Below are 15,592 nucleotides of genomic sequence, written 5' to 3'. Positions count from 1 at the left end.
TTTACTTAGATTTAGTTGTTCGTTTGCGTGTATCTGACTGTTTGTTTTTATCAAAAAGCATCCTTACGGACGGTGTGTATGTATCGTCATATTGCCCTGACTTCAATGCCCTGATGAAGAGGACCAAGAACGTCACTGCCAAAATCAAACTGATGCCTATCAAAACAAATATTACTTCCATAGCCAATTGTTCTTTAAGCCCTTTCTATAGGCCAGGTAATTCATCGAAACCGAGGTAAACGCCACAATAGAAATACTGCTCAGCGGCATCAAGACTGCACAAACCACCGGGCTCAAAAGTCCCTGTACGGCCAAGCTGATTCCTACTATATTGTAGAGAAAACTGATGATGAAACTGGCGATGATCACCTGCTTGCTACTACGGGCCAAACTCAAAAAAGCAGGTAACTGAGAAAGGACCTCCACATCCATGATTGCGTCACTGGCAGGGGAAAAATAGGTCGCCTGATCCGTCACCGCGATCCCCACTGTACTGGCCTGCAATGCCCCGGCATCATTCAACCCATCTCCTATCATCACCGTGCTTTTCCCCTTGGTATTGAGCTTACGTAGGTATTCCAGCTTATCCATCGGACTCTGGTCAAAATTAAAGATCACCGCTGCTCCCAATAACTCCTTTAGTTTTTTGGCATCTGTGGTCTTGTCTCCTGAAAGCACATGGACATTCCCACTGGATTGTAGATCCTGAATGGTTTGGGTCACACCCTTTCTCAAGGTGCTGAGCACATGGAAATAGCCGATCACTTTTCCGTTAATGGCCACATATACCCTATTACCTCCATCTAGGCTCTTGATCTTTCCTAATCCCAGCCATTCAGGTGATCCCAGCCGAACTATATCACCCTGATAAATCGCTTCTAACCCGCTACCTACCTGCTCTTCAAAACCTTCTATATACACTGGTTCATATCGGGGAAGCCAGCTGTTTATGCGATGGCTTAGGGGATGGGAAGATTGGCCTACCATCATTTTAATGGCACTCTTTAGCTCTTCAGGAAGAACTTCCCCTATAAATTCCACTTGAGCCAAGCCTGGATCAGTCAGCGTCCCAGTTTTGTCAAAGACATAATCGGTAGTACCTGCCAATTGCTCGATGACCTGTCCGTTTTTTAGAAAAAACTTCTTATTGCCCATAATCCGCAGGGTATTTCCTAATGTAAAAGGCGTAGAAAGTGCCAATGCACAAGGACAAGCCACAATGAGTACACTGGAAAAAGCCTTGACCGCAAAAGCCATATCGCTAACGCTCCAAAAAACAAAGGTCGCCAACGCGATCACCAGTATGGCCACGGTGAATTTGCCGCTTATTTTATTGGCCAATGTACTGAGGTCTTCCCGCTGTACTTCTTTAAAACTATCATGGTTCCACAGCCCTGTCAAGTATCCTTGGGAAGGCTCTTTCTGGACATTTAAGAGCAAGGCTCCTGCCTGCTGCCTTCCCCCTGCATAGATCACACGTCCTTTACGCACTGACACGGGGATTTCCTCTCCTGTCACAAAACTATAATCAATCTGCGCATCGCCCTGGATCAGTAGACTGTCTGCTGGAATCAACTCCCCTCCTCTTACTTTGATGGTATCTCCAACTTGAAGCTTGGGCAATGAGACTACCTCCTCTCTCTCCTGCTTCATCCTAGTGACCGCCAATGGAAAATAAGCAGTGTAATCCCGATCAAACGACAGGGTATCGTAGGTCTTTTGCTGATAATATTTACCAATCAATAAAAAGAAAATCAATCCACCCAAAGAATCCAGGTAGCCTGTTCCTCCTCCAAACACCTCAAACAAACTGTAAAAAAATAAAGCGGCAATCCCCATGACAATGGGCACATCCATATTGACGGTTTTATTCTTGAGGGCAAACCAAGCCGACCTATAGTAGTCAGTGGCGGCATAAAATACAATCGGCAAGGACAGCGCCAAATTAAGGTATCCAAAGAGCCCTCTGAACTGCTCTTCCAGCAAGGTCACTTCACTAAAATATTCGGGCAAGCTGAAAAACATCATATTCCCAAAACAAAATCCCGCAACAGCTAACTTATAAATCAGCCTCTTATCTATTTGGGAGACCTCTTTCTCATTACTATAACTGGACAGGTCAATGGTCGGCATATACCCGATCTTAAAAAGGAGCTTTACGACTTCTTTAAGACTGGTTCTTGAGGTATAAAATTTTATCTGACATTCCTTTTTTACAAAGTCAGTACGAGAATAAAAAATAGCATCTTTCAGTTGGTGGAGGTTTTCCAGCAACCAAATACAGGAGGCACAGTGGATGGCTGGGATTTTAAAAGTGATATGAGTTTCTTTATCATTCGAAAAATCAACCAGTTTTTGGATGACCTCAGGTTCGTCCAGGTAATCAAATTGGTTTGATGCATGACCCAGTGCTGACTGGCGGGTACCAGGGCGGGAGCCATAGTCATAATAGCTGGAAAGGTCGTGCTCTTGAAGTACTTCATATACCAACTTACACCCTGGACAGCAAAAATTTCTTTCATCAAAGTTCAGGGACTCTTCTTGGCATTTTTCACCACAATGATAACACAACTCAAAAATATTATTATCAATTGGCTTCATATACATCATGGTTACATCTTAAATTAAATATAAAAAGCAATAATCAAGCATTTAAATGCAAATTATTTATCAAAAATTACTAGACCAGATAGATACTTAGGCAATTATTTACATCTTCATGTTTTTCTTTGCAAAGCAAGCCTGATAATTCTATGAATTCTTCCATATAATTCTTAGATGTTACGATCATAGTATATCTTTCTCTCATACCATAATTCCAAAATTGTTCGATTTGGGTAAAATTGAACTTTATAAAACTCGTCTCACTGGACTTTTTTGACAATAACTGAACTAGGGACGCTTCTTTCGGGATTCTGGACTTGGGAATAAAATCAGGAGAAATGATGGTTACCTGGCTTTGCTTTAATTCATTCTCAAACATTGAAACGAAATACTTGATATTTCTCGCTGACTGTTCTTTCCCATCATAGTGTAACAGGATTTTTTCAAGTGAAATTTTTTTATCAAAAATCACCACAGGCAAGCCTAATCGGCACTTCAATTTATAAGCCTGAAGGATCTCTTGCTTATACAAAGAAAATAGGTTAGCCATTTTACCAACTAGTAGTTTCGGCTGGGGTTGATTGATGAATTCACTGCCCATAAGGTCTAGTACACTTGGCTGAAAAGGAAGTTCATCCTTCTTCAAGGCCGACCAAAAACTGTTTGAGTTTTCACCTAGTTCTAAATATTTTCCCGTCATTATAATCCATTTTGCTACCTTGACAAAGGTACCTCTTGGACCATCAAAAAGAGATGATGCATCCCCATCACCAAACATGACTATAATCACTTACATACCAAAAAACACCTTTTGAACAAGGTAAAACACTCTTTGATTTTACCGTTTCTAGTATGATTTCTAGGCAATTAAAAAATACTATAGGTATAATATAAATGGCGATTGATTTAAGGACTATCAATAATTTCTTCTTTGATAAGAACAAACTATTACCCCACCAAAGGAAGGGATAAATGGTTCAGCTAACATTCATGGGAAACTACCCCAATTATCAGGGAACCGAAATCTCAGCAACGCCCCCCTACTCTGACATCCCTTTATCAAAACTTATACTTATTAAATGGATAATTTGAAAAAATTTAACTTTGATAAAAATCCGAAAGACGTATTAATGCATCCCTATCCAGCACAATGATCTTTTTACCCTCAAAAGTTACCATTTGGTCTTTCTTAAATTCAGACAACAGTCTAATAACTGTTTCCGTGGCCGTACCAACCAGCCCCGCAATTTCCTCTCGGGACAGGTTGAGGTTGATTTTTTGGTTCTTTCCACCATCTATCCCATAGGAATCACTAAGTTTCAGGAGCGTAAAAGCCAACCGCTCACGAATAGTCTTTTGGGTGGCATCAGTTAGCTTTTCTTCCATTAGCCCTAATGATTGGCAGATGGATTTGGTCAACCGCTTTTGAAAATTATTATCTTTTGATAGAATGTTCAGGAATGTTTCCTTAGGGATAAAGCAAATATTAGCATCTTCGACAATAGAGGCTGAATTGGAATACACGTCCTCGCCAAGCAAGGAGGTATATCCCAGAAAATCCCCTTTTTGGGCAAGCCTTATGATTTGATCCTTACCGTTAGAGGCGGTCTTATATACCTTGACAATCCCTGAACTTATGCAAAAAATCCCCAAGGGTTTTGTCCCTTCATAAAAGAGCACTTGTCCTTTTTGATGGGTTATCAAATTTTTACTTTCTGACAAACTACATAAATGCTCATCGGCCAAATCCGAAAACAAGGAAAATTTCCTACTTATGCAGAGCTCACACGGTGTATTTTTTTTACTCATGACAGTCTCCTTTATTAAATAATTGGTGTGACAAAAGTAACCCCAAATAGTAGTTAGAAAACATGACTTTTGTCATATTAATAAAATTTAAGCAAAATATAACTTCTTATAGTTTAATTTTAAAAAAAATCATCCCGCGATCTTGAGAACCTAAAAACTCCCGTAATTTGCAAAAAGAATAAACTAGTTTACGTTATGGAGAGTTACCGTCCTTTACTTTTCACCTATGCCTATAATATTTTAGGGGCCGCCATGGATGCTGAGGATGTGGTACAGGATGTTTACGAGCGGTATTTGACTATCGATAAAAACTTGATTAAAAATGAGAAAGCCTACCTTATTCGTATGGTCATTAACCACGCCATTAACCAAAAGAAAAAACTGAAGGGGGCTATTGCATCTTATCCAAATGACTGGCTACCAGAACCTGTTCTAACGGAAACCCCTTCTCATGACCACATTCTCAGCTATTCAATGATTCTTTTGCTCGAAAAACTAGAGGTAAGACAAAGAGCAATTTTCTTGCTAAAGGAAGCCTTTGGATACAGCCACAAGGAAATATGTCAGACATTGAACATCACTCCCGAGGTATCCAGACAATCCCTTTCACGTGCAAAAAAGAAACTAAAGGGCCACTTCCCCTCGCACGCAAGCACACTTGATCATAACAACCTGAAGGAATACCTATCTGCCATTCAAAATGCGGATGCCGAAGCCCTTGAAAAGCTCCTGTTGGAGGATATATCGCTCACTTCCGATGGTGGAGGGAAGGTACCTGCCGGCACCAAACCAATCTTTGGAAAAAGCAACGTTATGGCTATGCTACAAGGGCTATATAAAAAATTTTACCAGCACATTACCATCCAATTAGTTACCATTAACCATACCCCGGCCTTGCTGTACCTTTCTCCTGAAGGCCGCGTGATCAATTGCCAGGTAATGGTATTCGACGGAAACAGGGTTGCCCAGATATTTTTTATCCGTAATCCTGACAAGTTGATTTTTCTGCAGAAAAAACGTCCCAAGCTGTCACATAATCAGTAGAAGAGTGTCATTAGGGCAGGACCAATAACTTAATAGTATGAAAGAGCGCATTGCACAAAAGGACCTGCCCAAAGGGCTCTATGAATCACTAAAACAGACACAAAACTATCTGGACAAGAATGGCTTGCCTCCCACGCTGAAAGGCTTGATCAAGATGAGGGTTTCGCAGATCAATAGCTGTGCCTATTGTATTGACATGCATTATAAGGAAGCGATCCATGCCGGGGACAGTCCACTTCGGTTGATATCGCTAACTGCCTGGAGAGAAACACCTTATTATTCGGCTAAAGAGCAGGCGGTTTTGGAGTTTGCTGAACTGCTCACCCATATGCCGTCCGAACAACAAAGTGACGCCATACATGACAAGCTAAAAAAACACTTCAGTCAGGCTGAAATTGCCATGCTCACGCTGGAAGTCATTCAGATCAATTCTTGGAACAGAATGGTAAGGTCATTTGGATTGGTGCCTGGAAATTACAAAGTACAGGAATCTTAGCAATTAACAGAATACAGGAGCTGTTTCCACTTAAAATGACAGATTTTCTAAAAGTGGTACAGCTTCTTTTTCACAAAAGTGTAAACTTATCGCTCAACACCTGCATAAGCATTTCTGGCCTGTCAAGTGCCGTGAAGTCAAACTGCTCATACAGCGAATGGGCATCTTTGGTGGCCAGCATGATCCTTCGAACTTCGCCAAACCACTCTTGGGCAAAAAACTCACCCAACATTTTCTTTCCAATTCCCTCACCTGCAAATTCCTCAAGGACATATACATCTGATATCCAAGCAAAGGTGGAATAATCCGTAACAGCCCTTACGAAACCAACCTGCTTGTTCCCATAAAATGCTCCTGCACAAAAAGAATTTTCTATGGACAGTTTTACCTTGTCCGAGCTGATTCCGCGTGCCCAATACGATATCTCGGATAGGTAATGGTGGATAGCTGTCACATCCATCTTCTCCACCCCAAACTGGATACTGACCAACTCAACATCTATTTTTTTCATCTCTAATAAGCTAATCCTTCATGATATTTCTCACTTCCCTCAGCGGGCCTCCAGTTATCCCTTGGTTCAAAATACTGCCATAAAAAAGCGGATACTTCCCTGGCCAACACCCAAGACGCATTGTCAGGTTCCCAGCGGGTATCTTTGTTGTTTTTAGTAGCAATATAAAACACATAGTCACCATGGGGAGCGTTGACCATCACCAGCTCGGAGCGAGAGGCATTGACCATTCCTTGTTTGGCCGCCGTCTGGATGTAAGGAGGGATCTGCGAAAGTGCGTAATCATCATAGTACACATTGGTCATTAGTCGGTACATGCGTTCTGAAGCGGCTGGGCTGATGATTTCTCCTTTTCTGATCTTCTTGAGTAACGTGGCCATTTCCCGAGGGGTGGTCTGTCCCCAACCGTATTTTTCCCAGTTCTCCTTCCTGCCCTGGGTACGGGAATTAACGCGGGTAAACTCCATGCCGTATTTATCCATAATCGGATTAATAGTCTCCCCTCCACCGGCCAAAGCTTGATTCCAAAGAGAGGTGGTATTGTCACTGTAGGTGATCATAAGGGCTAGCAAAGTGCTGAGATCGGTCTTGGTACTGTCATCAAAAAACTGCATCAAGCCTGACCCGCCGTATTTGAGCGAATCCCTATATACCAGCGGTTCATGGTAACTCAGTACTCCCTTTTCGATCTTATCAAAAACTCCAACCAATATAGGAATCTTCACAATACTTGCCGTCGGGAAAACAGTGTCTGCATTGATCGCTGCAAATTTCCCGGAAGGAAGGTGCTCCACATAGACTCCTGCTGTCCCCTCAAAATCCTCCATCAGGACATTTAACCCTGCCAATAACTTCTTATCTTCTTTTAATTTTTGGCCAAAAGAGGCGAAAGAACTGCCCACCATAAAAACGACCAAGACCAGCTGGTTTATCTTCATTTCATATCAATTTTAATTTCTAAACTTCCTGTGTCAAATAACAAAAATAACCAGCAATCACCGTCCCTGATTTCAGTGATATTTTTATTTAATTATACGCTTTCTTACCAGTAGGTCTTATTTCTCACGGAACGCACAGAACACCCAGAATGAAAGAAGACTTTTCTGAGATTTCCGTGGTTTCTGTGAGTACTGGTGTCATTACGGGTATGCATATATTTTTATCAACGCATAAAAAAAAGCCAAAGCATTTTCAGGCTTTGGCTTCTCCATTCAGTGATCTTCACCTTGAGCGGATCAGTTCTTATAGTATTTCAATGCCTCCGGCATTTGGTTGTTCAGCTCATCTATTCTTCGATTTGGCCCGGGGTGGGTAGACAAGAACTCGGGTGGAGCTTCACCACTGGACTTGGCCTCCATTCGCTGCCAAAATTCAGGAGCCACTCTAGGGTCATATCCTGCCATTGCCATAAAGATCAATCCCAATTGATCGGCTTCCAGCTCTTGGTCTCTAGAGAATTTCAGCATACCTACTTGGCTGCCCATACCGACTGCCTGCATAAAGATCGACTCTGTCAAGGTCGGATTTTGCCCCATGGCTGCCTGCACTCCTCCAAGAAGTCCATTGGCGACCATCCCTTGGGACATTCGCTCTCTGGCATGACTGGCAATAGCGTGTGCCACCTCATGTCCCATTACCACTGCTATACCGGCTTCATCTTGACAGACAGGCATAATACCTGTATAAAAAGCCACCTTACCTCCTGGCATACACCAAGCATTTACCTGATCGTCCTGAATAAGGTTAAATTCCCACTCAAAACCATTCAAAATTTCTCCATGACCGTTGTCATTGAGGTATCTTTCTACTGCCGAAGCAATACGTTTCCCGACCCTCACCACACTTTCGCCATCCTCCGTGCCGGTCACTACCTTACTTTCACCTTTTACTTCATTATATTGTTGGAAGGACATAGGCAAGACTTCCGAATTGTCTACCAGGCTGAGCTGCTTCCTGCCACTGAGCGGGACAGTGGCACAGCTATAAAAGAACAAGCCTGCAAATAATAAAACTGATATCCGTTTTAGCATATTAATAGTATAATTGTTTCATCCTAATTAACCAAAAAAGGTGCCAGAAGTCACGAAATAGCAGACTGCCCTGACGAACACTTTTCTCCTGTAAAATTACACGAAGATTTCATAGGTCAGGTAATATATTTCGGATATTTTAATGGTTTACACCGCTATTACCGGCGATCATTTCTTATTTCTTACATAAATCAACTTGTGCCGGCCCCGCTGCCCTTCCCGTTGCTCTATTTCAAACTTGTCGACGGAATTGATCATCGGAGTGAGTTTCTGGAACCCGTAATTTCTGGAATCAAAATTCGGCTGTTTCTTCTGAAGCAAATTACCAACATCTCCCAAATACGCCCATCCATCATCATCTTCACAGTCTGAAATAGTATTGGCGATCAGCTTGATGACTTTTGTGGTCACTTGATCTACACCCGGATTTTTTTGCTTGGGAGCTCCAGCTGTAGGCCGCGATTCTTTCTTTTCTTCTTGTTTTAAGATTTCCAGATAGACGAACTTATCGCAGGCAGCGATAAAAGGCGTTGGCGTCTTTTTCTCTCCTATTCCGATGACCTTCATACTGGCCTCTCGAAGCCTGGTGGCCAATTTGGTGAAATCACTGTCACTCGAAACAATACAAAATCCATCTACCCTTTCTGAATAAAGAATATCCATCGCATCAATGATCATCGCCGAGTCAGTGGCATTTTTGCCAGTGGTATAGCTGTATTGTTGCATGGGCGTAATGGCATTTTCCAAAAGCACCCCTTTCCATTTTGCCAAATTGGGCTGTGTCCAGTCACCATAAATCCGTTTTACCGTGGGATTGCCATATTTGGCGATTTCTTCCATCATTTCCTTGACATATCCGGAAGGTATATTATCCGCGTCTATCAGCACGGCCAATTTCAAATCGTTTTCCATCTCTTTTATTTCTAGTTTAAACCCGCTAAACGCATTAGAAAACCTACTTCTATATTAAGCCGAGGAGATCCATTAGCCGATCTATTATGATCTATAACGACTCCTAATGCATACAGGCTGTTATAGGTGTTACATTATCCCGAAAGTAGTAAAGTATAACAATTCATCGGCAATTCCAGTAAATCAATTACCAAAAAGGCGTTATATTTTGGTTCCTAAACCAGAATACTTCTTATAAAAGTGCACACAAACCCTTCAAAACAACAACTTACCCGAATAGCGCCTACTCCAAGTGGCTACTTACACTTGGGCAATGTACTATCTTTTGCTATTACCTATGCACTGGCCCAAAAACACGGTGCCAACATCATGCTAAGGATTGATGACTTAGACCAAAACCGGGTGAAAAATGAATACATTAAAGACATTTTTGAAACCCTTTGGTTCATGGAGATTCCTTGGCAATATGGTCCGAAAAATGAAAAAGAATACCAAGATCGTTATTCCCAACTTCACCGCATGGGGCTCTACCATGACGCTTTGGAGCAATTGGTGCAAAAAAAACTTGTCTATGCCTGCAATTGCAGTAGAAAGGAAATATCTCAAACGGCCTCGAATGGAATATACCCGAGAACTTGCCGACCAAAGAACCTTGATCTGTCTCAAAAAACAGTCAATTGGCGAATAAAAACCAACCAAGAGCAGTTGTTCATGAAGGACGAAAACGAAGGTGTTTCAAGAAAATTACCTGCTGTTATGCAGGACTTCGTCATCAGAAAAAAAGACGGTGCTCCAGCCTATCAGCTGGCCTCTGTCGTGGACGACATCCATTTTGGCATCAACTTGGTCGTCCGCGGTAAGGACCTCTATGACTCCAGTTGGGCACAGCTGTTCTTGGCCAATCAATTACCAACAAGCACTTTTAACAGCTCCCTTTTTTACCATCATCCATTGGTAGAGGAATCCGGCGGTAAAAAACTCTCCAAAAGTGCCGGAAGCACTTCCGTTAAAGGCCTTCGTGCTGCTGGCAAAACCAAAGAATATATCTACGGTAAGCTGGGTGAATTTATGGGTTTTGATGAGCACATCAGCAGTTTAGATGATTTTGAAAAGGCCTACAACCAAAAAAAGCTGCCTTGATCCATTTTATCGAGACAGCTTTTTTGATAAATAGGCTTAATACTTTGCCGGGGTTCCTTCTTCAGGAATGGCTTTCTTGATAAATTCCCTAATATCGTCATTGGCTTTTTCCAGATCCTCTGACCTCAGGTACATCATATGACCGCTACGGTAGCCCTTCCATGAGAGTCTGTCCTTTAATTTTCCACTTGGATCCATTTGCCACATGGAATACTTGGCGTTGAAGTAATCCGTACCGCCATCAAAATACCCTGACTGGATCATGACATGAAGATATGGGTTTTGCGCTAGGGCTGACCGTAAGTTTTCACCTGTCCGGTCTCCACTTCTATCCCATGGATGCACAGGGCCAAAAAGGAAGTAATTCATATCAGTTTCAAAATCAAGTCCGTTGATCATGTAGTGGTTAAAGGCCGGAGCGAAAGCATGGTTCCAGCTGGAAAGTGCCGGATCATAATCATAGCGGCTTCCGGCATCCTGTCGATCCACCCCACGGTACCTACTGTCCAGTCTCCCCACCGTCATACCTTGATCTCTCAGTAATTCCTTCCAGAAAAAACTAGTAGGCACGGCCAAATTATGCTCCAAGATGACCTTTTCACTCAAGCCAGCATAACGGGACATTTTACTGGCCAATTCCTTTTTCTTACTCTTTTCTATAAACCCACCTTTGACCATTGCCGGAATAAGCTCATTGATGGTAAAGGCTTCCACTTCTGGTAATATCTCATCCAGGTCCTTGTTTAGCAAGTCAGGTTCCAACACCCCATGGTACCAAGCTGTGGCAGTATAATACGGCAGATAGTTAGCGGCGGCCACAGGTCCTTCCCTGTTTATGCCCAAGTCAGTTGGAGACACCAGTACTACTCCATTAAAGTACATCCATTGACTGTTTTGGAGGCGATTTACCAAGCCTGAAACACGGGTAGTACCATAGCTTTCCCCAATTAGAAATTTTGGTGAAGCCCAGCGGTTTTGACGATTGACAAATGTCCTTACCCATTCTGCCAGATAGTTTACATCGGCATTAACACCAAAAAACTGCTTTCTATCGGCTTCTTTATCTGTAATCCTCGAATAGCCCGTATTCACAGGATCCACATAAACGATATCTGCCACATCCAAAATCGAATGGGGATTCTCCTGGTAACCATAAGGCTGGATAGGGTTGCCTTCCTCATCGATATTTAGCAAAACCGGCCCAGTATAAGCTATGTGCATCCAGATAGAAGCAGACCCAGGGCCTCCATTAAAAGAAACCACCAATGGGCGCTTCGCCAAGTCATCCACATCACTACGTTCATAATAGGTATAAAAAAGGTAGGCGACCTCTTCCCCTTCATTGTCCCATACTGGCTGGGTACCCACTGTTGCGGTATAAGGGACCTTCTTTCCTTTTATGGTCACCTGATGGCTTGAAACAGCTGAAGAATCTGAATTGAGCAATTGCTGTGCTGCTGCCCCAAAGGAAAAGCACAACCCTACTAACATAATCAGTACTGATCTTTTCATAAAATATAGTTTAAGTAAAGGCTGAATATAAAAATTATCCGGCTGCCAATAAACAAATATCACAGTGGTGGCGAATAATTGATGTCAACCCCTCAAATATTTTGTTGGCCTTCACTTGCTCATCTAGCCAAGCGGTGGCATCCTTCTTGCAAATTTGATTTTACTGAAACTAAACGTATAACTACCATCAACTATCAAAAAATGAAAATCAATTCGGCATTTTGGGCTGTTTTTCTGATATCAGGCCTTTCCATGGTCACTTGGGGCTGCTTTAACGAGCTGCCACATAAGGAAGAAGCGATAAGTGTAAAGCACTATCCTGTGGTGGAGAACAATGAAGCTGGCAATGCTTCGTTATTTCTTAAAGTGCAGTTCAGTCACCAAGAAGGCACTGAGGAATGGGAAGAAATCCCTATCAACGCCATCAATGGCTTCAACTATGAAATGGGCTATGATTATGTCATAAATATCAGAAAAAAAGAAGCTTATAACGAGGCAACAGATGATTATTATACTACGTATACTTATCTTTCTGAGGAATCAAAGGAAATGGTAAGCCCTAACATCACCTTTGAGCTGCCGCTTAAATCCCCCGATTTCCAACCTGCAACATTGGCTTTCGGAAATGTGGAACTTGGCTACAAAATGTTAGGGGAAATCCCCATTGAGTGTTCTACGCTTTGTGATGATTTAGAAATATCTTTGGAAACTGAAAGTGAAGTGTTTGGGATTTTCAGACACGATGAAAACAATACAATTAAATTAATCCAGCTAAAGTAAACTACCACAAGTTATACTTTATCCTGTTCAAAGGCTGAAAACATGTTTTCAGCCTTTTTCATTTGTTGCTCCAAGTACGCTTTTAACGCTTCACCTTTCTCCACAAGAATTTCTCCCGGAAGCCCCAACACAAACCGGCCTATTCCCGGTAATTCCGGAACATCCCGTTCAAAATAGTACTCATGTACCCCCTTCATAAACGTATAGGGTTTAGCATCTGGATGCTCTTCGATAAGGAGTTGGTAAGCTTTTTTGGAAAGCCGAAGACGAACCGAAAACTGGTCTTTTCCCGTAAAGCCAAAAAGCCCCTGTTCCAAAGGTTCGTGCAGGCTTTCATAAAGGTGGCGTTTTTGGCTCACCTTCAGCTCACTGATCCTTTCCAGCTTAAACATTTTCATCTCCTTACTGGCCACCTCTAGGGCATAGACGGATTCAAAATTATTCGAAAACACCACGGGTTCTATGAGGCGATCACTCACCGAATCACTGCTTAGGGAATAATAGTCCTTGAGGACTACCTGAAACTTATTCTTGATAGCATCCCCAATTTCATCCACAAACCTTCCCAGTTTTGCATTGAACAACTGTGATACGCTTTGCTGAAAGTCAGACCTTACTTGTACTTTCTCCAGGATAGATTCTTTGAGCAAGTTCTTTTTACCACTTTTATTCATCAACTCCACTAAATACCCCGCTTCATCATCCGAGAAGGTCCCATAGAAACTATTTTTATCTTGCCCGACTCTATCAGCTATTTTGAACTTCCCGTACACTCTCTCTACACGAAAACCCAATTCTTCCAGAAGCTTAAAGTACCGGTATACTGTACGTCGGTCAGTACCTAGAATTTCTGCCAAACTATTGACCGATTTACCTATATTGGAACGTAATAGGTTGATTAATTTGAATACCCGTAGAATCTTTTGCTGCTCAACGCTTTTTGTTTTACTCATCTCCTGTTAAATTTCCCATTGCAATTTAGCTTATTGTAAACAAAAGGCCATATTTACGACACAAATTGTCATTTTTTATCAGTACACCAAAAAGAAGATGAACTAGTTTTTGACCATATGCAACAACAAACACATTTCTCCTTTCCATATTCCCTATGGGCAGGCATCTTATTTTTACTTGTTTTTTGGTACTTTGGGTATGATGGCATCACCTTCAGTGATGACGTCTCCTACCTTACCATAGGGAGAAATTTCTGGGAAGGGAAGCAGGTCATAGGAACAGACATTTTCACTTTCCGGTGGGGGGCTTACCTTCTCCCAGGGTTAATATCCTATATTTTTGGTTTCAATGACCACTTTGCCTCTATTTCTTCATTGTTCTTTTGCATATTGGCCCTGACGCTCATCTGGAAAATCTTGCCTGCTAATTTGGCCAGAGACACCTTTGTAGTATTCTTCTGTAGCTCCATTTACCTGTTGCATTTTCTTCCTAAAGTATACCCAGACATCATATTGGTATTTTGGGTCTGTTTGATTCCCGTTAGTGCCATCTACAGAAGGAGGCAGCCGCTAGCAGCAGCTGCAGTGATGGCGGTCGCTTTCTTCATTGGGTTTTGCACCAAAGAAACCGTTGTCTTCTTGGCTCCCTTACCAATCATACTGTTCATCGCCGACTACAAAAACAAACGTCTTAGCCCATTTTATGCCTATTTCTCCTGCTGTATCACAGTAATTGCATTGGCCTATTTGGGCTATTTCCAACTACGGTTTGATGATCCTTTTTTTAGATTCACAAGCATCGAAAACGGTCATTATGTATCAGCATTCTCTTTTTATGACAAACCTTGGCAAGAAACTGCTGCAAGACTTACCTTCACCCCCATTCTTACCTTTATCGAAAGGACCTATTGGATTTGGATCGTCCTAGCGGTACCGGGAATGGTGAGGGCCTTTAAGCATGACAAAGACTTGCACTTGATCTTTGGTGCGGCTAGTTTGTGCCTATTAATAGGTTTTTGGCTTATGACGACCAGTTTTTCCTCTTATAATCCCCTACATCTCAATCCACGGCACCTTATTATTTTACTACCTTCCCTGTCAGTCAATATCGCACTGGAGGCTAAACGATGGACAGGAAATTTCTTCTGGAATAGATTCGGGAGCCTATGGATCGCTTTTGGGGGAATCGTCGCATTGGGACTGCTAGACTGGAAGTTGGCCTTGTTTTATTTTGCATTTTCTGTCGTTTTATTATTTGTACCCATCAAGTGGAAAGTACCTTGCTTGGCCGTCTTGATGCTATTCCCTATTCTAGCTTCGGTATCGTATCAAAAAAACCTAAAAAACTACGATCACTTTAAAGCTGTATTCCAAAAGAGCATTGAAAATGCCAATAGCAATAATCCACTGATCTCCCACGATTTTGTGGTTCACAGCAGCCATGTACTTGTCGAAAACCACAACGCCCCCCTCCCGTTACTTTCGCTCACCGCGTTAAAGGAAAAAGCGGGCACCAATCAACTACCTGAAAAATTTACGGTATTGGTTTATAATTACTTCAAACATGCGTATCCAGAGGAGCGTAACTTCCTTCCAGAGATCCAACAATACGCCAGTCAATACAATTACACACAACAAGAATTCTATACTGACCAATGGGTAAGCATTATCCATTTTGAAAAACAGCAGGACCTCTCCATCTTCCAGAACCATGGAGAGTATGTCATGATCACACCACTATATCAGTTTGCTCCTGTCTTTCCTCTCCCCTAGACATATAGATTGACCCGCCACCCTAGGA

At 42.1% G+C, this 15,592-nt stretch carries 15 protein-coding genes; 5 read left to right on the top strand and 10 right to left on the bottom strand.

The window, feature by feature from the left end:
- Position 1: 1 nt before the first annotated feature.
- The 4 genes from ccoS to DN752_RS20775 form a co-directional block, all read right to left on the bottom strand.
- The gene (gene ccoS / locus DN752_RS20790; protein WP_112785754.1) at positions 2–181 is read right to left on the bottom strand and encodes a cbb3-type cytochrome oxidase assembly protein CcoS; all 180 of its coding nucleotides are present in this window, start codon (positions 179–181) and stop codon (positions 2–4) included.
- Positions 172–2,601: a heavy metal translocating P-type ATPase gene (locus DN752_RS20785; protein ID WP_112786643.1), complete on the bottom strand. Its 2,430-nt coding sequence runs from the start codon at positions 2,599–2,601 to the stop codon at positions 172–174. Before DN752_RS20785 ends, ccoS begins: the two co-directional genes overlap by 10 nt.
- Positions 2,602–2,680: 79 nt before the next feature.
- Positions 2,681–3,382 (bottom strand): hypothetical protein, encoded by a 702-nt coding sequence (locus tag DN752_RS20780; protein WP_112785753.1) that lies wholly within the window; start codon positions 3,380–3,382, stop codon positions 2,681–2,683.
- A gap of 320 nt (positions 3,383–3,702) precedes the next feature.
- Positions 3,703–4,413 (bottom strand): Crp/Fnr family transcriptional regulator, encoded by a 711-nt coding sequence (locus DN752_RS20775; protein ID WP_112785752.1) that lies wholly within the window; start codon positions 4,411–4,413, stop codon positions 3,703–3,705.
- Positions 4,414–4,608: 195 nt separating this feature from the next.
- Between DN752_RS20775 and DN752_RS20770 the strand changes: the two genes are divergently transcribed.
- Complete coding sequence (locus DN752_RS20770) at positions 4,609–5,457, top strand: sigma-70 family RNA polymerase sigma factor (protein ID WP_112785751.1); 849 nt, start codon at positions 4,609–4,611, stop codon at positions 5,455–5,457.
- A 37-nt stretch (positions 5,458–5,494) separates the two neighbouring features.
- Positions 5,495–5,953, top strand: coding sequence for a carboxymuconolactone decarboxylase family protein (locus tag DN752_RS20765; RefSeq protein ID WP_112785750.1), 459 nt, complete (start codon positions 5,495–5,497; stop codon positions 5,951–5,953).
- Positions 5,954–6,023: 70 nt separating this feature from the next.
- Here DN752_RS20765 and DN752_RS20760 read toward each other — a convergent pair whose 3' ends face one another.
- From DN752_RS20760 to DN752_RS20745, 4 genes are all read right to left on the bottom strand, one after another.
- On the bottom strand, positions 6,024–6,464 hold the full coding sequence (locus DN752_RS20760; RefSeq protein ID WP_112785749.1) for a GNAT family N-acetyltransferase: 441 nt from the start codon (positions 6,462–6,464) through the stop codon (positions 6,024–6,026).
- Between the two features lie 2 nt (positions 6,465–6,466).
- Complete coding sequence (locus DN752_RS20755; RefSeq protein WP_112785748.1) at positions 6,467–7,402, bottom strand: serine hydrolase; 936 nt, start codon at positions 7,400–7,402, stop codon at positions 6,467–6,469.
- A 297-nt stretch (positions 7,403–7,699) separates the two neighbouring features.
- Positions 7,700–8,494, bottom strand: a complete 795-nt coding sequence (locus tag DN752_RS20750; RefSeq protein WP_112785747.1) for a M48 family metallopeptidase — start codon at positions 8,492–8,494, stop codon at positions 7,700–7,702.
- A gap of 168 nt (positions 8,495–8,662) precedes the next feature.
- Positions 8,663–9,406: an NYN domain-containing protein gene (locus tag DN752_RS20745; protein ID WP_112785746.1), complete on the bottom strand. Its 744-nt coding sequence runs from the start codon at positions 9,404–9,406 to the stop codon at positions 8,663–8,665.
- Positions 9,407–9,646: 240 nt separating this feature from the next.
- On the opposite strand from DN752_RS20745, the gene DN752_RS20740 reads away from it, so the two are divergent.
- Entirely contained in the window at positions 9,647–10,546 is a 900-nt protein-coding gene (locus DN752_RS20740) for a glutamate--tRNA ligase family protein (RefSeq protein ID WP_170134466.1), read from the top strand.
- A 36-nt stretch (positions 10,547–10,582) separates the two neighbouring features.
- Here the strand turns inward: DN752_RS20740 and DN752_RS20735 are convergent, their stop codons facing one another.
- Entirely contained in the window at positions 10,583–12,058 is a 1,476-nt protein-coding gene (locus DN752_RS20735; RefSeq protein WP_112785744.1) for a S10 family peptidase, read from the bottom strand.
- Positions 12,059–12,259: 201 nt separating this feature from the next.
- On the opposite strand from DN752_RS20735, the gene DN752_RS20730 reads away from it, so the two are divergent.
- A complete protein-coding gene (locus DN752_RS20730) occupies positions 12,260–12,838 on the top strand; it encodes a DUF4377 domain-containing protein (protein ID WP_162633296.1) in 579 nt (192 codons plus the stop codon).
- A gap of 11 nt (positions 12,839–12,849) precedes the next feature.
- Here DN752_RS20730 and DN752_RS20725 read toward each other — a convergent pair whose 3' ends face one another.
- A complete protein-coding gene (locus tag DN752_RS20725; RefSeq protein WP_112785742.1) occupies positions 12,850–13,791 on the bottom strand; it encodes a helix-turn-helix transcriptional regulator in 942 nt (313 codons plus the stop codon).
- 117 nt (positions 13,792–13,908) lie between these two features.
- On the opposite strand from DN752_RS20725, the gene DN752_RS20720 reads away from it, so the two are divergent.
- Complete coding sequence (locus DN752_RS20720; protein WP_112785741.1) at positions 13,909–15,564, top strand: hypothetical protein; 1,656 nt, start codon at positions 13,909–13,911, stop codon at positions 15,562–15,564.
- Positions 15,565–15,592 lie beyond the last annotated feature (28 nt).

It is taken from the genome of Echinicola strongylocentroti (assembly GCF_003260975.1).
Classification (GTDB): Bacteria; Bacteroidota; Bacteroidia; order Cytophagales; family Cyclobacteriaceae; genus Echinicola; species Echinicola strongylocentroti.
The sequence above is the reverse complement of the archived record's forward strand: the minus strand, read 5'-3'. Positions and strand labels throughout refer to the sequence as shown.

Coding starts and splice junctions, on each gene's coding strand:
- ccoS (WP_112785754.1), bottom strand. CDS start 181: ATGGAAGTAATATTTGTTTTGATAGGCATCAGTTTGATTTTGGCAGTG.
- DN752_RS20785 (WP_112786643.1), bottom strand. CDS start 2,601: ATGAAGCCAATTGATAATAATATTTTTGAGTTGTGTTATCATTGTGGT.
- DN752_RS20780 (WP_112785753.1), bottom strand. CDS start 3,382: ATGTTTGGTGATGGGGATGCATCATCTCTTTTTGATGGTCCAAGAGGT.
- DN752_RS20775 (WP_112785752.1), bottom strand. CDS start 4,413: ATGAGTAAAAAAAATACACCGTGTGAGCTCTGCATAAGTAGGAAATTT.
- DN752_RS20770 (WP_112785751.1), top strand. CDS start 4,609: ATGGAGAGTTACCGTCCTTTACTTTTCACCTATGCCTATAATATTTTA.
- DN752_RS20765 (WP_112785750.1), top strand. CDS start 5,495: ATGAAAGAGCGCATTGCACAAAAGGACCTGCCCAAAGGGCTCTATGAA.
- DN752_RS20760 (WP_112785749.1), bottom strand. CDS start 6,464: ATGAAAAAAATAGATGTTGAGTTGGTCAGTATCCAGTTTGGGGTGGAG.
- DN752_RS20755 (WP_112785748.1), bottom strand. CDS start 7,402: ATGAAGATAAACCAGCTGGTCTTGGTCGTTTTTATGGTGGGCAGTTCT.
- DN752_RS20750 (WP_112785747.1), bottom strand. CDS start 8,494: ATGCTAAAACGGATATCAGTTTTATTATTTGCAGGCTTGTTCTTTTAT.
- DN752_RS20745 (WP_112785746.1), bottom strand. CDS start 9,406: ATGGAAAACGATTTGAAATTGGCCGTGCTGATAGACGCGGATAATATA.
- DN752_RS20735 (WP_112785744.1), bottom strand. CDS start 12,058: ATGAAAAGATCAGTACTGATTATGTTAGTAGGGTTGTGCTTTTCCTTT.
- DN752_RS20730 (WP_162633296.1), top strand. CDS start 12,260: ATGAAAATCAATTCGGCATTTTGGGCTGTTTTTCTGATATCAGGCCTT.
- DN752_RS20725 (WP_112785742.1), bottom strand. CDS start 13,791: ATGAGTAAAACAAAAAGCGTTGAGCAGCAAAAGATTCTACGGGTATTC.
- DN752_RS20720 (WP_112785741.1), top strand. CDS start 13,909: ATGCAACAACAAACACATTTCTCCTTTCCATATTCCCTATGGGCAGGC.